Below are 18,720 nucleotides of genomic sequence, written 5' to 3'. Positions count from 1 at the left end.
TATGCGCGTCAGCGGATTCCGCCTGTGGTTTCAGCAGCCTTCGACCGGGCTCGCCTGATGCGCGAAGAAAAATGGAATCGTTGACTCATGGAGGTCGACGCGGATTCGCAAATCAGCCTACGATTCGACTCAATGACCGGCCATTAACTGTTCTTAAGGTTTTGACCGGTTAACTCACGAACAAGGTTACCCGGGCGTGTCCGAGACGGGACAGTCGGGTCATATGATCAAGCTTTGCCTGGAGGGGCAGTGAATGCGCGTTCTGCTGATTGAAGACGATCACGCGACGGCCCAGAGCATCGAACTGATGCTGAAGTCGGAAGGCTTCAACGTCTACACGACCGACCTCGGCGAGGAAGGCATCGATCTGGGCAAGATCTATGACTACGACCTGATCCTGCTCGACCTGAACCTTCCCGACATGAGCGGCCTGGAAGTCCTGCGCCAGCTGCGCGTCGGCAAGGTCAACACCCCGGTCATGATCCTGTCGGGTTCGACCGAGATCGAAACCAAGGTCAAGACGTTCGGCGGCGGCGCCGACGACTACATGACCAAGCCCTTCCACAAGGACGAGCTGATCGCGCGGACCCACGCCGTGGTCCGCCGCTCCAAGGGGCACGCCCAGGCCATCATCCACACCGGCGAGATCGCCGTGAACCTGGACGGCAAGACGGTCGAGGTGAACGGTCACCGCGTCCACCTGACGGGCAAGGAATACCAGATGCTGGAGCTGCTCTCGCTCCGCAAGGGCACCACCCTGACCAAGGAAATGTTCCTGAACCACCTGTACGGCGGCATGGACGAACCCGAGCTGAAGATCATCGACGTCTTCATCTGCAAGCTGCGCAAGAAGCTGGCGACGGCCGCGGGCGGCAAGCACTACATCGAAACCGTCTGGGGCCGCGGCTATGTCCTGCGCGACCCGTCGGAAGCCGCCAACAGCGTCGCGGCCTGATCAGCCTTCGGCCCGAGACCAGTAAGCGTCAGGGAAGAAACGGCCTTTAAAAAATGAACGCCCGTCGGATCGCTCCGGCGGGCGTTTTCAATTTCAGCGCCGATACAGCCAGTCCGCGGGCAGGCCGAGGCGCAGGCAGGCCTGGGCGGGCGGGGCCTCCTTCAGCGGCAGGCGGTCGGCGGCCCGGGCGGCGGCGCGGACGATCGGCGCTTGCCAGGACGCCAGGCCGTGACGCGGCTCCAGCCCGACGATGCGCGCGACCTCTGGCGGGGTCAGGTCGACGGCGGCGCGGATCAGCAGGGACTGCAAGGGCCGGGCGAGGCCGGGCAGCAGGGGCGCGGCGCGCATGATGTCCAGAAACTCGAACACGATGGGGGAGGCGGTCAGTTTCGGCGTCATGGCCTCCAGCCGGGTCTGCCACTGCGCGCGGGAGGCGGGAGCGCCGGTCGCGCCGTAGAGGCGGGCGGCGGGACCGGCCTCGGCCCAGGCGCGGTCGCGGTCCTCGGGCGACAGGGGGCGGGCGAAACGGTGGAAGGCCTCGATGAAGCCATAGCTGGCCGTGGCCTGGACCCAGTCCAGCAGCTCCAGATCGTCGGCGGCATAGGCGCGGCCGTCGTCGGCCGTGCCGGTGACCCGGGCGTGGCGGCGGTTGACACTCACGATCATGGCCTCGGCCTGGGACCGGGCCGCATAGACGGTGACCATGGCCGCCAGACCGGTGCGCCTCAGGCGCGGGGCCGGATCGGTGCGGAAGGAGGTGTGGTCCCAGACCCCGGAGCGCACGCGCGGTTCGGCCAGCTCCAGGATCACCGCCGCCACCCCGCCGATGAAGAGGGCGATCGGGTTCTTGAAGATCCGCCACGACACGGAGTCCGCCGCGATCAGAGCGGGCTCCCCCTTCGGCTCGGAGAAATCGATCACAGGCAGGCCGTCCGCACGCAGAAAGCCTCCGGCGGCGGCCTCGACGCGGCGCTGCAGCGCTTCAGGCAGGACGATGGCGGTCATGGCAGGGGAAGGCGTTGAGCCTGACGCGGGTTCCGACATGGCTTTCGATGTTCAGCCGGCGGAAGGCCTGGTGCGTCGCGGGGTCATCCTAGCCCAGACAGACCATCCCAAGGCGCCGACGAAAACCAACAGGGCCAGAAGAGTCAGTGCGTAGCCGACGAGGGATACGGCATTCATCCACCGGAACAGGGAAACGGGGGCCGCGGCCGTGGCGCTGTCCGGAAGCCAGGCGAGCGCCACGGAGGGCGCGATAATCAGCGCCGCGCCCGAGGTCATCAAACCAAAATGGGCCCAGGCAGCCGTTCTGCCGAACGGCAGCTGCAGACGTTCGATCAGGAGATAGCCGCCTGCGAAGGCCAGGAACCAGATCCCGACGCTCAAGCCGTAATGGAAGAAGGGCGACATAGAGAACAGGCCGCCCCGGTGGAGGTGCGCCAGGTTCGGTCCCAGCCAACTTGCGAGAAAGACGGCGGCGCCACCCACGAGCCACAACAGGGGAATGTATGCTCGTCGTGGCTCGTGTTGGTCAGACATAAGGCTCTCTCGTCCGAGGCCGAGCTTACAACCTAGGCGAAAGCGCCCGCTACCGCTGAATACGTCGGCCCGGGCCGCCCGGCGCCGTCGAAGAGCAGGGGCTGGTCCTGGCCGTCGTCGCGGTCGCCCTGACGCAGCCAGCTGTCCGTGTCGCGCGCGCCCCAGACGGAGAAGGCGAAGCGCTGGCGTTCGGGCAGGGCCATGAAGGCCTCGGCCAGTTCGCCGACGCGGGCGGTCTGCTGTGCGATGCGTTCGCTGCGGCTGCGCAGGTCGACGCGCTCGCCGCTGCGCAGGGACGCGTCCTGCTCCGACACATGGATCGGCAGGCCCAGCGACGCCGCGTCGCGGAAGAAGGCGCGGATCTGGCCGGCGGGGATGCGGATATCGAGGTGGGACTGGCTGCCGATACCGCCGACGGGCGCGCCGGCCTTCATCAGCCGTTCGACCAGCTTCAGGAAGGTCGCGCCCTTCCGGGGCGTGTTTTCGAGGTTGTAGTCGTTGAGGAACAGGATGGCATTGGGATCGGCCGCGCGCGCCTTCTCGAAGGCCCGGATCATATAGCCGTCCATGCCCAGCGTCCGGCTCCAGTGGCAGTCGCGGAGTTCCGAGCCCTCGTCGGTGACGGGCTCATTGACCACGTCCCAGCTGACGACCTGGCCGCGATAGCGTCCGGCGACGGCGGCGATGTAGCGATCGAAGGCGGCGGTGAAGGCGGGACGGTCCAGTCCGGCGAAGGCCTGTTCGCCTTGCGCGTACCAGATCAGCGTATGGCCGTGCAGGCGAAGGCCGTGGTGTTTGGCGAAGGCGGCGATGGCGTCGGGGGCGTCGAAGCGATAGGCGCCGATGTCGCGCGGCCGTCCCTCCGGCAGGATGTATTCCATCTTCATCTCCCACTCGGGCGTGAGTTGGGAGAAGTGGGTGGTGACGAGCTGGACCCAGGCCGGGTCCTCGAACTGAGGGCTTTTGGCGCAGACCCCGACCGGGAAGGGGGCGAAGGATTTCAGGGGGCGGGCAGGCGGGGGAGCGGCGGGTTCGGCCGAGGCGAACCGCTCACACGCTGCCAGGGCGAGAGGCAGCGCGAGGAGGGCGCGCCGGTCCAGCATCAACCGGCGCGGCGGCGCAGACCCATTTCGTCGAAGGCGGCGGTTTCGCGCTTGCCGGCGGCGACGATGGCGTTCAGCCGGGTCATTTCAGCGACGTGTTCGAACTTCTTCAGCTCGCCGAAGGCGTCGGTCAGGGCGTCACGGGCGCCGGCTTCCTCGGCGTCGAGGGTGACCAGATCGGCCTCGGCGACGCCCTTGCGCGCCTTCCAGCCGTTCATATAGGCGCCCAGAAGCATGTTGGCGGCGGCGTCCGAGCGGGCGCGCTCGCGCTCGATCTCGACCTCGGCGTCCAGCACGGCCAGACGCATCTCGGCGGAGGCGCGGCGCTCGCTGATCTCGGCCAGACGCTTCTGCAGCGTCTCGACCTCATAGTTCGAGATACGGATCAGGGAATGGGCCCAGGCGGTCATAAGCGGTCTCTCCGAATACCGGTGCAGATTACGACTGCACCATCCCCTGGTTCAGGATTGCCTCCAGGCGGGTAAAGGAATCGGTAAGACGCGTGGCGTCGTCCTTGTCCTGGCCCAGAAAAGCTTCCAGCGCGGGGTTCAGGGCGATGGCCCTGTCCGTGATGGGATCGGCCCCCGCGCGGTAGGCGCCGATCTTGATCAGCTCCTCCATCGAGGAATAGGCCGACAAACATTGGCGGGCGCGGCGGTTCAGCTCGCGCTCGGGCGGGGTCTGGCATCCGGGCAGGGTCCGGCTGACAGATTTCAGGACGTCAATGGCCGGGAAGCGGCCACGCTCGGCGATCTTGCGGTCCATGACGATGTGCCCGTCGAGGATACCGCGTACGGCGTCGGCGATGGGTTCGTCGTGGTCGCCGCCGTCGACCAGGACGGTGAACAGGGCGGTGATCGGCCCGGCCGTGGTGCCGTCCGGGCGGATCGGCCCGGGCCCGGCCCGCTCCAGCAGCTTGGGCAGTTCGGTGAAGACGGTCGGCGTATAGCCCTTGGTGGTCGGGGGCTCGCCGGCGGCCAGACCGATCTCGCGCTGGGCCATGGCGAAGCGGGTGACGGAGTCCATCAGGCACAGGACCTCAAGGTCCTGATCCCGGAAATACTCGGCGATGGCCAGAGTCATATAGGCCGACTGGCGGCGCTTCAGGGCAGGCTCGTCCGAGGTGGCGACCACGACGACGGCGCGGCGAAGGCCTTCTTCGCCGAGGGTTTCCTCAATGAACTCGCGGACTTCACGGCCCCGTTCGCCGATCAGCCCGACCACGACCACGTCGCAGGTCGCCTGTTTGGCCAGCATGGACAGCAGCACCGACTTGCCGACGCCCGAGCCGGCGAAGATGCCCAGGCGCTGACCCCGGCAGGTGGTGGTGAAGACGTCCATCGAGCGGACGCCGAGGTCCAGACGCTCGCCCACCCGTCCGCGCGAATGGGCCGGTGGCGGCGACGCGCGCAAGGGATAGGGCGCCGGGCCCTGGGGCAGGGGGCCCTTGCCGTCGATCGGATTGCCGAAGGCGTCGATGATGCGGCCGAGCCAGGCGGTCGTCGGCCTGACCGAGGCCTGTTCGCCGATGATGCGGATGTCGGCGCCGGGGGCCACGCCCTCGACCGGACCGAAGGGCATCAGCAGGGCCTTGGAGTCGCGGAAGCCGACGACCTCGGCGGGCAGGGTGGTCGAGCCGCGCCGCACGATCTCGGCCCGGGCCCCGACGGCCAGTCGCGACAGGCCGCCCCGCGCCTCGATCAGCAGACCGCTGACGCCGGCGACCTTTCCGGTCACGACCAGCGGGTCGATGGCTTCGACGGCGGCGACGAGATTGCGCAAATTCACACCCGGGAACAGGCGTTAACGAATGCGGGATCATGGTTAACGAGGGATGAAGTAGGGGCCAGTTCGGTGGGGGCCATCACCTATTTCAGGGCCTCCTCGAAGAAGTGCACGACCTCGGCGTTGAGGGTGCGATGGAAGGCGGCGCGGTCGAAGCCGGGGGAGGAGCGGCACAGGTCGGGCAGTTCGGTTGCCATGCCGGGGCTGCAGGGCGGCAGGAAGTCATAGTGCATGGCCCCGTCGACGCGGTGATACTCCGGCCGGGCGCCCAGTCGGTCGCGGATCGGCTCGACATTCCAGGGCGCGGGCAGGATTTCATCTTCCGCCGCCTGCCATAGCTGGACCGGGATATGGACCGAGGCGAGGCTGGCGCCGGTGAAGGAGAAGCCGAGCGCCGGGGCGGCGATGACGGCGGCCTTGATCCGGTCGTCGCGCGCCTCGGGACGCCAGTTGGCGATGTCGATCCCCTGTCGGGCCAGCAGGCGACAGGCGAAGAAGTCCGGATGGGCGAGGCAGTGGTCCCGGATGGCGACGGCGTCCGACACCCCGCCGATGGCCGAGGTCACGGTGAAGCCGCCGGCCGAGAAGCCGAAGGCGCCGATGTGGTCCGGATCAACGGCGACCGGTCCGGACCAGTCGCGGATCATATAGTCGATCAGCCGGCTGAGCTGGGGCGCGCGCATGGTCAGTTGGGTCGAGCGACTGAGGTCGCGGAAATTGTCGCCCGGATGGGTCAGGGCCGCGACGAGGAAGCCGGCGTCGGCGAGGGCGCGGGCCGTATCGGGATGGCCGCGGTACCAGCCGCCGTTGCCGTGGGAGATGACAATCAGCGGGACCGGCTTTCCGTCGGCGGGAGTGGCGGGCAGCCAGACTCCGGCCTCGATGGGGCCGTCGGCGCCGCCGGGAAAGGTGAAGGACTGGTCGGGGATGAGCCGGTCAGTCTGGGCGTGAGCCGAGAGAGGCAGGCCGGCGATCACGGCCAGAAGGATGAAGGCGAACAGGAGGAAGCCGGCGAGGCAGGCGATCCGGCTTCGGGGCGAGGGGGCGGGTTGAGGCATGGTCGGTTCCGGGGTTGAGGGCGTCTCCTGTTCCGGTGTCCGGCGATGGCTCGCCACTGCGGTTTCGCCAATGGGCGAACGGGTGCGTCGTTCGGCGAACGGTTCCGTCGGTTGAGAGCGCGGCTATAAGGGTCGGGATGACGCGACCCACGCCAGAAGTATTGAACACGACGCGCGCCTGGGCCGTCGATCTGGCGGCCTGCGCGGCGACCGGCGTGGTGCTGGGCGTCGTCGGGCCGTTCGGCAGCTTCTTCAACGACGTCCTGCCGGTGCGGATCGTCTACTGGACCCTGGTCTTCGTGATGAGCGGCGTGGTGTTCGGGGCCGCGATCCGCTGGCTCTGGCCCCATGCACGCCGCGTCCGGCTGCCGCTGTGGCTCTGGCTGCCGATGCTGGTCGCCGTGGGCAGTCTGCCGCTGACCGTCGTGAGCCGGCTGATCGCCATGGGGTTCTGGCCCGGCATCCGTCACGCCGTGGGCTGGGTCGAATGGTACGGGCAGTCGGTGCTGATCGGCCTGATCTATGTCGGTCTCTATGCGGTGCTGCGGATGCGGACGGCGGCGCCTGAAGCTGCGGAAGTGAAGGGCGAGCCGGTCATCCTGCGGCGGTTGCCGGGGCGGTTGGGCCGAGACCTGATCGGGCTTCAGATGGAGGACCACTATGTCCGGCTGCACACCGCTGAGGGCTCGATGCTGGTCCTGATGCCGCTGGGCAAGGCCATGGCCGAGGTCGGCGATATCGAAGGGATGCAGGTGCACCGCTCGTGGTGGGTGGCGCGACGGGCGGTCGAGGGCGTGATCGAGGACGGCCGCAATCTGCGTCTGAAGCTGAAGACCGGTCTGGAGGCGCCGGTGTCGCGCGCTCATGTCGCGCGGTTGAAGGCGGCCGGCTGGCTGCCGGATCGGGACTGACGCTTCACGAAATCTCGCATGGCGGCGATCAGAAATCGCTTAGCTGCGCCTTGCGATCGGCGTATGCGGCCTATCTGAAGACGACCTCGAACGACGGAGACGCCCCATGTCCGCATATGACGCCAGCCGCCACGCCACCAAAGGCCGGGGCAAGATCTACGACTCGATCATCGACACCATCGGCGACACCCCCCTGGTGCGCCTGCCGCGCCTGTCGGCAGAGTACGGGGCCAAGGCGACGGTCCTGGCCAAGCTGGAGTTCTTCAACCCGATCGCCTCGGTCAAGGACCGCATCGGCGTGGCCATGGTCGAGGCGCTGGAAGCAGCCGGAAAGATCACCGCCGACACTGTCCTGGTCGAACCGACCAGCGGCAACACCGGCATCGCGCTCGCCTTCGTCGCGGCCGCCAAGGGCTACAAGCTGATCCTGGTCATGCCCGAGAGCATGTCGATCGAGCGCCGCAAGATGCTGGCCCTGCTGGGCGCCCAGCTGGAGCTGACCCCGGCCGAGAAGGGGATGAAGGGCGCCATCGCCCGGTCGCAGGAGCTGCTGGCCTCGACCCCTAACTCGGTCAGCCCCTCGCAATTCGACAACCTGGCCAATCCGGCCATCCACCGCGTGACCACCGCGGAAGAGATCTGGAACGACACGGCCGGGGCGGTCGACATCGTCATCGCCGGCGTCGGCACCGGCGGCACCATCACCGGCGTCGGCCAGGCCCTGAAGGCCAAGAAGCCGTCGGTGAAGATGGTGGCGGTCGAGCCGACGGCCTCTCCGGTCCTGTCGGGCGGCGAGCCGGGCCCGCACAAGATCCAGGGCATCGGCGCCGGCTTCATTCCGGCCATCGTCGACCGCTCGGTGATCGACGACGTCGAACAGGTCTCCAACGAGGACAGCTTCGACATGGCCCGCAAGGTCGCCCGTGTCGAAGGCGTGCCGGTGGGCATCAGTTCGGGCGCCGCCCTGACCGCCGCCTTCCGCCTGGCGGCGAAGGACGAGAACGCGGGCAAGACCATCGTGGCCATCATCCCCAGCTTCGCCGAACGCTATCTGTCGACGGCCCTGTTCGAAGGTCTCTGATCGGGAGCTTTGACAGGCGTCATCAGCGGTTAACCGGCGCGGCCTAGGGTCCTTCGACCATGTCCGATCCTGCGGTCATTCCTGAAGGCGAAGCGCCGCAGCCCGCGGTCCGGGCCCGGCACGCCCTGCTCAAGCGGCTGGCTGACGTCGTCTCCCTGCCCGCCAGCCGGATCAATGCCTTCGAGCGCGCGGTGACCGGCGACCTGCTGGTCGAGATGCTGAGGCTGGCCGAGCCACGCGAGCGCAAGCGCGTCGCCGAACGGCTGGCCCCGCTGTCGGAACTGCCCAACAGCCTGGCGCGGATGCTGCTGCGCGACGACCCGGCCATCGCCGGCCTGCTGATCGAACAGTGCGCCTCCCTGACCGACGCCGATCTGGTGGCCTGCGCCCGCGACGCCGGGCCCGAGCACCGCTTCCTGATCGCCAGCCGTCGTGGCCTGTCCGAGGTCGTCGCCGAGACCCTGGTCGGGTTCGAGGAAACGGCGGTGATCGAGGCCCTGCTGCGCAATACGACCGCGCGGATTTCACAGGGGGCGGTAGAGAGCATCGTCAGCCTGAGTCGCCAAACGCCGGGTCTGTGCGCCCATCTGCTGCGTCGGAGCGAACTGAGGCCTTCGGGGGCCTATGTGATGTTCTGGTGGAGCAGTCCCGAGGACCGCAAGACCATCCTCCAGCGCTTCGCCGTCTCGCGCGAGGTCATGCAGGAGGTCGTCGAGGACGTCTTCGCCATGGCCGCCGAGGAGGGCTGGGCCGACCCCGTGTCACGCAAGGCCCTGCAGTTCATCGAGCGCCGCCAGCGCAACCGCGCCGCCATCGCCAAGTCGCCCTATGACAGTCTGGAGCATGCCGTCGCCGTGGCGGGGCAGGGTGGGCTGACGCGCGAACTCGCCTCGGAAATCGCGTATCTGGCCGGGATCAAGCCGCTGACCGGGGCCAAGATCCTGGGCGACACGGGCGGCGAGCCCCTGGCCATCCTGTGCAAGGCGACGGGTCTGAGCCGGATCGACCTGCTGAATCTGTGGCGTTCGATGCGTCGGCCAGAGACGACGGCCGATGGGGCGGCTGATCCGGTGTGGGACCGTGTCTGCATCACCTTCGAGATGCTGGCGGTCGACCGTGCCCAGACGGTTTTGCGTTACTGGAACTGGTCGCTGTCCTCTGCCCTGACGCCCGCACTGCTCAAGGCCATACGTGAGGGTGAGAATGAAGCCCTGGACGAATATTCAGCGCCTGAACGCGCGGCGATGATGGCCCTGGCGGAAAACTTCGGCCGATAGTGTGAACTCCCCGTTTCTCGGACGAAACACAGAAAACGGGTGAGGCGGCGTCCAGAAATCGACATCCATTGCTTTCCCGAACGAACGTCAGTATTGGCGGAATCACGATTGTGATGGCGATGTCAGTCGTCAATGGGGTTTAGCCAAGTGGAAACGACGAATATGGACGACAAGAGCGAACTTCTGGAGATGACGGCGGACATCGTGTCGGCCTATGTCGGCAACAACAGCGTCGCGGCGAACGACCTGCCCGCGCTGATCGCCAATATTCACGCCGCCCTGTCGACAGTCTCCACCGGTGTCGTCGAAGTCGAGCCCGAGCCCAAGGAACCGGCGGTTCCGGTCCGCAAGTCGATCAGCCCCGACTTCCTGATCTGCCTGGAAGACGGCCGCAAGTTCAAGTCGTTGAAGCGCCACCTGCGCACCAAGTACGACATGAGCCCCGAAGAATATCGCGCCAAGTGGAACCTGCCCAAGGACTATCCGATGGTCGCCCCGAACTACGCCAAGGCGCGTTCGGACCTGGCCAAGCAGATGGGCCTGGGCCAGGGCGGCCGGAAGCCAGCCCGCGCGACCCGCGGCAAGAAGTAGTTCGCCGAACTTATCGGTTGAAGCGCCCGCTTCCGAAAGGAGGCGGGCGTTTTCGTCTGCAGATCAGGCCGCCTGAACGCCGCGGCGCATGCGCCAGAAGCGCAGGGTGCGGCTGGCCTGTTCGCGGGTCAGGTCAGCGTAGAGGCGGGCATAGCCGTGCGCCTTGGCCATGGCCTCGCCGTCGTCGTTGAGAATGACCACGGCGAAGGTCAGGAACAGGGCGCGATCCAGATCGGCGGCGCGGCAGATGACGGCCAGGGCGTCCAGTTCGCGGCGCTCGATGATCTGGCGCGCGGTGTGGAAGTCGACGTCCGCCAGCTGGGCGAGCGAGATCAGGAAGGGCGTGCGCGAGCCCGAACGCAGGAAGCGCGCCAGCATCTGGGGCGACAGCTGGTTGGCGGCGGCCAGTTCCTGAACATAGGCCAGGCTTTCGGCATAGTCGGCCGGGAAGACGCCGTCCTCGGTGGCGACGCGGGCCCGGCCGGCGGTCAGGGCGGCCTCGAGCAGGACCGGGTCCATCGAGGCGTTGGTCTCGAGGATGTGCTGGCGCAGCCGGGCCTCGACGACGAAATACATCTCGTTGAGCAGGTCGGCGGGCAGGGCGCTGCGTTCGACGGTCGCGGCGTGCAGCGCCGGATTGACCTTGGCGCGCTCGACGGCGGTTTCGGAGGCCGTGCGCGACAGGCGGGCGCCGTCGTTGCGCAGCAGGGCGCCCAGGGTTTCGTCGTCGCCGCGCTCGACGATGACTTCGGAGACGGCCTCGGACACTTCCGGACGGCTGGAGACGGCGCGCAGATGCTCCTGGCCGTGGACACGCACGACGCCGAGCAGATCGGCTTCGGTCAGGACGGTCGAGGCGCGCAGGACGGCGTCGGCGACCTCGGCCTCGTCATTGGCCAGGCGCCGGACGAGGGCGCGAGGGGCGTCGGCGCGGGCCGAGAAGCGGTTGGACAGCTCCTTGCGAACCGCGATCTCCATGTCGGCGGACAGGTCGGACAGGACCGAGCCGTAGAGTTCGTCTTCCTTGGCGGTGCGCAGGGTCGAGCCGAAGAAGTGGTCGGTCAGCTCGCGCAGCAGGGCGCGGCGGCTGTCGCTGGAGGGCTCCTGGGCCAGGGCGATCAGCGCGGGAAGGCGCGATTCCGTCAGGGCGATCTCATCGGCCGCGGAGAGGGGGGCGGCGACGTCACTCATGGTAGATTGGGATCCTGATTGGGCACGACGACCTGGGCCTGGCCGTTGACGGTGCGGGTGCGCACCGGCGCCGCAGGCGGCTCGGCGAGGTCGATGGGGGCGTTGTCGAGGTAGACGGATTCGGGGATGGCGATCGGGTCCGGCTGACGGCCCACGGCGCGCTGGACCGAATAGTAGCGGACACCTTCACGCGGCGGCTCAGCGCCGGCGTAGGCCTGGCCGCCCGTCGTCCGACCCGCGACCGGCTGGGTCAGGACCGGCGACTGGACCTCGCCCTGGGCGTTGGCCTGGGTGGAGGCGGTCGGCGCCTGTGGCTGGGTCTGGGCCTGCGGCTGCTGCATGCGGAAGATCGGCGCGTCGCGTCGCGGTGCCATGGGGTCATAGCCGGGCGCAGCGTCGGCGCGTTGCTGGAGCTGCGGCTGCTGTGGTGCCTGATCGTCGGCGGGCGCCTGCGTATGGACGACCTGCTGCTGCGGCTGCGGCTGCGGCATGGCGCGGACCTGGGCCTCGTACTGGGCCTGGGCCTCGGATTGGTACCAGGCTTGGTACTGAGACTGGATTTGCGCCTGATAGGCGGCCTCGGCGCGGGCCTGTTCGGCGGGATCGACCTGGGGCGCCTGGGGGGCGGAATAGACGGGGATCGGGCCGCGAGGGGCAGCCTCCTGCGGCGCGGGAGCCAGTGCGAGCGGGACGGGGGCGGGAGCCGGCGTGCGGCCGGAGCCGGTCCAGGCGGAGGCGGGGGTCAGGCCGGCGCCGGAGCCGACACCGTAGCGCGAGGGACGGGCCGAGGCGTTCTGAATGCCGGGGTAGCGGGCGCCGTTGGCGGCCAGCGGCGTGGGCGGTCCGGCGGCGTTGGAGCGGCGCAGGCTGTCACCGGAGGTCGTGGCGGGGGCGTCGGGCTTGCCGGCCCAGGTCAGGTAGCGCAGGCCCATGACCTCGCCGGGACGCGCCTGCTGGGCGAGTGAGGGGGAGGCGGCGAAGAGGCAGGCGCCGACGGCGAGCACCGGCGCGAGCATGTTTCGCTCAAACACGGGCAGGACGTTGGAACGGTTGCGCAAATCGGACTCCCCGCGTTCGCACGGAACGTCCGACCAAGGTATCCGAAGGCGCATTAACCCGGGGCTAACGGCCCGAACGCTGTTTCAGGATTTCACGGCTCCCGGCGGCGACCGCCAGATTGAGCAGCAGGCCGAGGGCGGCGAGCCAGACCAGGGCAGCCAGAAGTTCGGGCGTCCGGAGACGGTTTCCGGCCTCGAGCAGGCGCCAGGCCAGACCTTGCGTCTGGCCGGTGCCCGAGACGAATTCTGCCACGACCGCGCCGATCACCGCCAGGCCGGAGGCGACGCGCAGGCCTTCGAGCGCGAAGGGCAGGGCGGTCGGAAGGCGCAGCCGGACCAGCCGCTGGATCCGGTTCGCGCCATAGAGGTCGAACAGGCGCTCCAGATCCGCGTCGGCCGACTGGAGCCCGGTCAGGACGCCCGAGAAGACGGGGAAGAAGGCGGCGGCGGCGGCGAGGGCAATGACCGCGAACTCGGCATTGTCGAGCCCGGCCCAGATAACCACCAAGGGGGCGATGGCGACGATGGGGGTGACCTGAAGCGCCACCGCCAGGGGGCGGACGGCGCGTTCGGCGATCGGGCTCAGGGAAACCGCGACGGCGAGGCCGCCACCGATGATCGAAGCCGCGATCAGGGCCTGGATCGCCATGCGGAAGGTCTGGAAGGCGGAGGAGGCCAGGACGGGCGCCCGTTCGACCAGGGCGACGGCGACGGCGCTGGGCGGCGGCAGGAAGTAGATGGGGACGTGCAGCAGCCGGCAGGCGGCCTCCCACAGGCCCAGCAGAAGGGTGAGGAGGAGCAGGGGGGCGAGGCGGTGGGCGAAGCCGGTCATGCGACCGGGGCCATGGCTGAGGCGAGAGCCAAGGCCCCGGCGACGGCTTCGACCGTCTGGCGGTAGGCAGGATCGGCGCGCCAATGCGGCGGGCGGGGGATCGGGCCCGGTGTCGGGATGGCGGCTCCGGCACGGCCGGTAGCGGCGTCGAGGACGATGACGCGTTGGGCGAGGTAGACGGCCTCCTCCACATCATGGGTGACGAAGACGATGGCGGGGCGGGTCTCGGACCACAGACGGTGCAGGTCTTCGACGAGACCGCGGCGGGTGATGGAATCGAGGGCGGCGAACGGCTCGTCGAGCAGCAGGAGGTCGGGCCGGGTGACCATGGCGCGGGCGAGGGAGACCCGCATGGCCATGCCGCCGGACAGCTGGAACGGCCGGGCCTTCAGACGATCGCCGAGGCCGACGGCCGCAAGGGCGTCAGCGGCGCGCGCCTGGGCCTCCGGGCGGGCAATGCCGGTCAGTTCCAGAGGCAGGGCGACATTGGTCCGGGCGTCGGCCCAGGGCATCAGGGTCGGGCTCTGGAAGACGAAGCCGGTTCCCCCGAGCGTGATCTGGCGGACGACGGCGCCGTCATGAGGCCGTTCGAGATCGGCGAGCAGGCGGAGGATGGTGGACTTGCCGGCGCCGGACGCGCCGACAAGGGCGAGGATTTCACCGGGGGCGACGGAAAGGTCGACAGGGCCGATCGGCGCCCGGTCCTCGTAGTCGACGACGACGCCAGAGAGGCTGGCCGCGACCGGTTCAGCCACGGCCGGGCAGGTAGCTGTCCGTGAAGGCGTTGCGCCAGTTCAGGTTCTGCGGATAGACGCCGGCGCCCGAGGTTGTGTCGAAGAAGGCCTGCCAGCGCTCGACGGTCATCGTGCCCAGACCGTAAAGGGCCGCGTCGCCGCCCTCGACGATGGAGTTGGCGTTCAGGGCCTCGCGCGCCTGGGCCAGGACCGCGTCAGTCATGTCCGGATTGTCGCGCTTGATCAGGGCGTTGGCCTCTTTGGGGTCGCCGTTCATATAGTCGCGCCAGCCCTCGGCCGAGGCGGCGATGAAGCTGCGCAGGGCGGCGGCGTTGTCACGCGCGAAGCCGTTCGGCGACAGGACCATGGCGGCGTAGGAGGGATAGCCCTCGTCGGCCAGGAGGAAGACCTTGGGCTTGAAGCCGCCGACCTTCTCGATCGTATAGGGCTCGGACGTCAGATAACCCTGCTGCACCGCCCGCTCGTCGGCGAGGAAGGGGGCGGGGTTGAAGGTGTATTTGCGGACCTGATCGTCGGTGAAGCCGTATTTGGCCTTCAGCCAGACCCAGAAGGCGGAGATCGAGGCGTCGGCCAGAAGGAAGGGACGATCCTTCAGATCGGCGATGCTCTTCAGTTCCGGATCGGGGTGGGCGATGAGGACCTGGGGGTCCTTCTGGAAGAAGGCGGCGACGGCCTTCACCGGCGCGTCCTCGGCGACCAGGTTGAAGGGGATGAAGGAGTTGGAGCCCATGCCCAGCTCGACGGCGCCCGAGGCCAGCAGCTGGGGCACGTTCACGCCTGGTCCGCCCTGGACGATCTGGACGTTGAGATTGCGCTTTGCATAGAGGCCCGTCGCCAGGGCCTGGTAGAAGCCGCCGTGTTCGGCCTGGGCGCGCCAGTCGGTGGCGAAGCGGATGCGGACGCGGCCCTGGTCGTCGACCGGCGCCTCGGAGCGGAAGCAGGAGGCGAGGCCGGTCAGGGTCGTGGCCACGGCTGCGAGCGCACCGCCTGCAAGGACGATGCGTCGGCTAGCGATGACAGGTCGATTCTGGTCCCGCGACATGGGACGCAAGCTAGTGTGCGGCGGCGGCGAAGGAAAGGCGAACGAAGGTGCGGTTCGAAGCCGGGGCCCGGAATTGAGCGAGGGGACGAGCGCACCGGCGAACCGACACTCTCGTCCCCTCGCCAAGTCCGGGTTGGACTTGGCCAATGAGGTTCAGGGCCCTGGCTTCAGCACCCGCGAGGCAAGCCCCGGAGATGGTCCGCTGTATCCTGGCGGCTCCTGTCCGATGCCGGTCCGTCGAGGATTGCGTCCCCGCCGTCGTTCATCGATCCCGATCCGGTTCCCTTGCCGGGCCTCCCCGCCGAAGCGGTTCCGCCCTTCAGAGCCTGGATCCTGCCGTCCCGTCTCGCTTCGTCGCCCGAGGGCGCCAGTGGAAGACCGTCTGGTCAGAGAGCCGGACCGACCCGCTTGAGCCCCGGTTCTCACCGGATTTCCGCGCCGCCGTGTCCCTCGGCCTGTTGACGTTCGCGCCAAATCCGTTAGACGGCAAGCGTCCGAATTTCCCCGTCTGTGCAAAGGCTTATGCCGAGCGGTGGACAAGGCTGTGTATATCTGTGGGCGGATTAAAATTCACCATAGATATCAGCGCTATGGATTTTCCACAGAAACGGGTTCGAGTGCGGCGGTTTCGTCGATCCAGCGCCGCATGAACGCTTGGGCGAGGGCTGCGGTGGGGGCACCGAAATGCTGGAAGCCGTGTGGAGCGGTCGGAATGTCGAGGAGATCGACGCGCGCGTAACGACCCCAGGCCTCGGCCATCAGCAAGCTGTCGTCGCGGAAGGGATCAAGCTCGCCTGTCACGAAGAGCGCGGGCGGGAGACCGGTGAGATCTGCATGGAGTGGAGACAGGTCCGGAGCCCGCCGGCCAGCCTCGTCGAGACCGGGCGTCAGACGGGCGAGATCGCGTGGTAGATTAGGGCCGTCGAAGAGCAGGGTCTCGGACCCCGCCGCATGGACCGCCGGCGTCCCGGACAGGTCGAACACGCCCTGAACGAAGATGCAGGGCGGTAGACGCGCCTCGCCTTCGTCACGCAACCTCAGCAGCGCAAGGGCGGCCAGATGGGCTCCGGCGGACTCGCCCATCAGGAAGAGCTGGTCGACACCGAAACGGTCGCGGCCTTCGTGCAGCGCCCAGCGCAGGGCCGTAGCGCAGTCTTCGACAGCGTCGGGCATCCAGATCTGCCGAACATCATCGAGGAGACGGTAGTCGACGGAGGCGACCGCGAAACCGGCCTCCGCGAAGTGACCGGTCAGGCGGTCGTTGAGGGCGGCGCTACCCACCACCCAGCCGCCGCCATGGAAATCGAGCAGGAGGGCGCGAGGCTGGAGCGAGGGTTCGAGCATGCGGACCCGGACCGGATGCCTGGCGTCCAGGCTGACGGCGGAGACGCGCACGCCGCGACGCTTGAGAACCATGGCTCCGACGCGACCGAGAGCCGGAGCAGCAATCGGCATCAGCCGTTGTCCCAGCCGCAACCGCCAGCCGTCAGGCTTGAGACGCGGGGCGACGGCCATCGTGGCGTTGACGCGGCGGGCCGCCTTTTCCTGGGCGGGCGTCAGCGGCAGGGTATGGAGCGTCAGGGACATGGGCAACCCTAGACCATCAGCTCAGGGTCGCCATGGGGTGTGTCAGCCCGCCAACGCCTCGCGCTTCTCCTCGAGCGCCAGCCATTCTTCTTCGGCGTCGGAGAGCTTCTGCTGGGCGGCCTCGAGCGCCTTCATCGTGGAGGCGAAGCCGGCGGGGTCGCGGGAGTAGAAGTTGACGTCGTCGAGCCGGGCCTGATGGGCCTTGATGGTGTCGGGCAGCTCATGGATCAGGGCATCCAGTTCCTTGAGACGGTGGGTGTCCTTGAAGGACATCTTGCCCTTGGCGGCGGGGGCGGGTTTCGCCGGGGCCGGAGCGGGAGCTGGGGCAGGCGCGGCGGGCGACCCGGTCCGGCCTTCCGCGATCTGCTTCAGAAAGTCCGGGTTCTGGCTGATGAAGTCGGTCCAGCCGCCGGGGGTTTCGACGATGTCGCCCCGGCCGTTCATGCCGATGGTCGAGGTGGCGAGGCGGTCGACGAAGTCGCGGTCGTGGCTGACCAGGATCAGGGTGCCGTCATACTGCTCGAGCAACTCCTCGAGCTTGTCGAGGGTGTCCATGTCGAGGTCGTTGGTCGGTTCGTCGAGGACCAGCATGTTTGCGGGCTTGGCGAGAGCCAGGGCCAGCAGCAGGCGGTTACGCTCGCCGCCCGACAGGGTCGAGATCGGCTGGCGCAGCTGGGCGTCGGTGAACAGGAAGTCCTTGGCGTAGGCGGCGACGTGTTTGGAAATCCCGCGCACGATGATGGAGTCGCCGCCGCCGGGCGTCAGGGCGTCCCACAGGGTCATGTCGGACTTCAGGCCCTCACGCGACTGGTCGAGGTAGACGGTCTCAAGGCTGGCGCCGAGCTTGACCGTGCCCGCCGTCGGTTCCAGCTCGCCGAGCATGATCTTGACCAGGGTGGTCTTGCCGGCGCCGTTGGGGCCGACGATGGCCAAGCGGTCGCCACGGATGATGCGGCTGGTGAAGGGCTTGATGACGACACGGTCGCCGAAGGATTTGGTGACGCCCTTGAGGTCGGCGACCAGCTTGCCGGACGTGCCGCCGGAATCGACGCCGAGCTGCATCTCGCGCGGCCGGTCGCGGGCCTGTTCGGCGCGTTCGGCGCGCAGGGCCTCCAGAGACCGGGCGCGGCCCTCGTTGCGGCTGCGGCGGGCGGTGATGGAGCTGTAGAAGGTCGCGGTCTCGCGCTCGATGGTCTTGGTCAGCTTCTGGAAGGCGATGGCCTCTTCTTCCTGAACCTTGGTGGCCCACTCGTCGAAGGCGTCGAAGCCCTTGTTCAGGGTGCGGACCTGACGGTTGTCGAGCCAGTGGCAAGACTGGGTGACGCGGTTCAGGAAGGCGCGATCGTGGGAGACGATCAGGGCGGCGCAGCGGGCGGCGATGATTTCCTTTTCGAGGAGCTCGATCGCCAGGATGTCCATGTGGTTGGTGGGCTCGTCCAGCAGGAGCAGGTCGGGCTCCTCGGCGAAGGCCTTGGCCAGGGCGGCGCGGCGGGTCTCGCCGCCGGACAGGCCCTTGGTGGACTTGTTCGGATCCATGCCGAAGGTTTCGAGCCAGGATTCCGCGGTCCAGTGTTCGGCGTCGTTGGAGGTGGCGTAGTCCAGCAGGGTGTCGCCGGCGATCAGCGGTTCCTGCGGCACATAGGCGAATTTGACGGCGCCCTGGACCGAGCGCGTACCGGAATCCGGCTCGATCAGGCCCATGACGACCTTCATCAGGGTAGACTTGCCTGCGCCGTTGCGGCCGACGAGGCAGGAACGGGTGCGAGGTTCGATGGCGAGGTTGACCCCGTCGAAAAGCGGCCGTTGACCGTCCTGCAGACGGACATCGTTGAGCGAAACGAGAGGCGGGCGAGCGGCCATGGGTGCTTTCGGGAGCGGGGAAGGCTATGGGGAGGGCGTGGATGTAGAGCGTACCGACCCGGCAACCAAGCCCTTCTGGCAGACCAAGCGTCTGG

General features: G+C 68.2%; 18 protein-coding genes. 5 read left to right on the top strand and 13 right to left on the bottom strand.

Features of this window, described 5'->3' with window-relative positions; all coding sequences use genetic code 11:
* The first annotated feature begins 253 nt into the window (after nt 1-253).
* Entirely contained in the window at nt 254-955 is a 702-nt protein-coding gene (gene ctrA / locus ACW172_RS03390) for a response regulator transcription factor CtrA (protein ID WP_207870745.1), read from the top strand.
* Between the two features lie 93 nt (nt 956-1,048).
* On the opposite strand, the gene ACW172_RS03385 is transcribed toward ctrA, so the two are convergent.
* The 6 genes from ACW172_RS03385 to ACW172_RS03360 all read right to left on the bottom strand — a co-directional run bounded on the left by ACW172_RS03385 (nt 1,049) and on the right by ACW172_RS03360 (nt 6,440).
* Nucleotides 1,049-1,960, bottom strand: a complete 912-nt coding sequence (locus ACW172_RS03385; RefSeq protein ID WP_492033782.1) for an oxygenase MpaB family protein — start codon at nt 1,958-1,960, stop codon at nt 1,049-1,051.
* A 51-nt stretch (nt 1,961-2,011) separates the two neighbouring features.
* Nucleotides 2,012-2,494, bottom strand: a complete 483-nt coding sequence (locus ACW172_RS03380; protein ID WP_492033781.1) for a hypothetical protein — start codon at nt 2,492-2,494, stop codon at nt 2,012-2,014.
* 32 nt (nt 2,495-2,526) lie between these two features.
* The gene (locus ACW172_RS03375) at nt 2,527-3,597 is read right to left on the bottom strand and encodes an endo-1,4-beta-xylanase (protein ID WP_492033780.1); all 1,071 of its coding nucleotides are present in this window, start codon (nt 3,595-3,597) and stop codon (nt 2,527-2,529) included.
* Nucleotides 3,597-4,007: a flagellar export protein FliJ gene (locus ACW172_RS03370; protein ID WP_492033779.1), complete on the bottom strand. Its 411-nt coding sequence runs from the start codon at nt 4,005-4,007 to the stop codon at nt 3,597-3,599. The genes ACW172_RS03375 and ACW172_RS03370 overlap by 1 nt, the downstream gene beginning before the upstream one ends.
* Nucleotides 4,008-4,035: 28 nt before the next feature.
* Nucleotides 4,036-5,379, bottom strand: a complete 1,344-nt coding sequence (fliI, locus tag ACW172_RS03365; protein ID WP_492033778.1) for a flagellar protein export ATPase FliI — start codon at nt 5,377-5,379, stop codon at nt 4,036-4,038.
* 86 nt (nt 5,380-5,465) lie between these two features.
* Nucleotides 5,466-6,440, bottom strand: a complete 975-nt coding sequence (locus ACW172_RS03360) for an alpha/beta hydrolase family protein (RefSeq protein ID WP_492033777.1) — start codon at nt 6,438-6,440, stop codon at nt 5,466-5,468.
* 161 nt (nt 6,441-6,601) lie between these two features.
* Between ACW172_RS03360 and ACW172_RS03355 the strand changes: the two genes are divergently transcribed.
* The 4 genes from ACW172_RS03355 to ACW172_RS03340 all read left to right on the top strand — a co-directional run bounded on the left by ACW172_RS03355 (nt 6,602) and on the right by ACW172_RS03340 (nt 10,300).
* A complete protein-coding gene (locus tag ACW172_RS03355) occupies nt 6,602-7,351 on the top strand; it encodes a LytTR family DNA-binding domain-containing protein (RefSeq protein WP_492033776.1) in 750 nt (249 codons plus the stop codon).
* A 106-nt stretch (nt 7,352-7,457) separates the two neighbouring features.
* Entirely contained in the window at nt 7,458-8,432 is a 975-nt protein-coding gene (gene cysK / locus ACW172_RS03350; protein ID WP_492033775.1) for a cysteine synthase A, read from the top strand.
* A gap of 59 nt (nt 8,433-8,491) precedes the next feature.
* Nucleotides 8,492-9,709: a DUF2336 domain-containing protein gene (locus ACW172_RS03345; protein WP_492033774.1), complete on the top strand. Its 1,218-nt coding sequence runs from the start codon at nt 8,492-8,494 to the stop codon at nt 9,707-9,709.
* A 162-nt stretch (nt 9,710-9,871) separates the two neighbouring features.
* Nucleotides 9,872-10,300 carry a Ros/MucR family transcriptional regulator gene (locus tag ACW172_RS03340; RefSeq protein ID WP_492033773.1) on the top strand — a complete coding sequence of 143 codons (429 nt, stop codon included), beginning with the start codon at nt 9,872-9,874 and terminating at the stop codon, nt 10,298-10,300.
* 63 nt (nt 10,301-10,363) lie between these two features.
* Here ACW172_RS03340 and ACW172_RS03335 read toward each other — a convergent pair whose 3' ends face one another.
* The 7 genes from ACW172_RS03335 to ACW172_RS03305 all read right to left on the bottom strand — a co-directional run bounded on the left by ACW172_RS03335 (nt 10,364) and on the right by ACW172_RS03305 (nt 18,625).
* Nucleotides 10,364-11,491, bottom strand: a complete 1,128-nt coding sequence (locus tag ACW172_RS03335) for a DUF2336 domain-containing protein (RefSeq protein WP_492033772.1) — start codon at nt 11,489-11,491, stop codon at nt 10,364-10,366.
* Nucleotides 11,488-12,549, bottom strand: coding sequence for a hypothetical protein (locus ACW172_RS03330; protein ID WP_492033771.1), 1,062 nt, complete (start codon nt 12,547-12,549; stop codon nt 11,488-11,490). Before ACW172_RS03330 ends, ACW172_RS03335 begins: the two co-directional genes overlap by 4 nt.
* Nucleotides 12,550-12,613: 64 nt before the next feature.
* Nucleotides 12,614-13,381, bottom strand: a complete 768-nt coding sequence (locus ACW172_RS03325; protein ID WP_492033770.1) for an ABC transporter permease — start codon at nt 13,379-13,381, stop codon at nt 12,614-12,616.
* The gene (locus ACW172_RS03320; RefSeq protein WP_492033769.1) at nt 13,378-14,136 is read right to left on the bottom strand and encodes an ABC transporter ATP-binding protein; all 759 of its coding nucleotides are present in this window, start codon (nt 14,134-14,136) and stop codon (nt 13,378-13,380) included. The genes ACW172_RS03325 and ACW172_RS03320 overlap by 4 nt, the downstream gene beginning before the upstream one ends.
* Nucleotides 14,129-15,178, bottom strand: coding sequence for an ABC transporter substrate-binding protein (locus ACW172_RS03315; RefSeq protein WP_492033768.1), 1,050 nt, complete (start codon nt 15,176-15,178; stop codon nt 14,129-14,131). Before ACW172_RS03315 ends, ACW172_RS03320 begins: the two co-directional genes overlap by 8 nt.
* A gap of 588 nt (nt 15,179-15,766) precedes the next feature.
* Complete coding sequence (locus ACW172_RS03310; RefSeq protein ID WP_492033767.1) at nt 15,767-16,765, bottom strand: alpha/beta hydrolase; 999 nt, start codon at nt 16,763-16,765, stop codon at nt 15,767-15,769.
* A gap of 42 nt (nt 16,766-16,807) precedes the next feature.
* The gene (locus ACW172_RS03305) at nt 16,808-18,625 is read right to left on the bottom strand and encodes an ABC-F family ATP-binding cassette domain-containing protein (protein WP_492033766.1); all 1,818 of its coding nucleotides are present in this window, start codon (nt 18,623-18,625) and stop codon (nt 16,808-16,810) included.
* Nucleotides 18,626-18,720 lie beyond the last annotated feature (95 nt).

Source organism: Brevundimonas sp. ALps5, assembly GCF_058681645.1.
The sequence above is the reverse complement of the archived record's forward strand: the minus strand, read 5'-3'. Positions and strand labels throughout refer to the sequence as shown.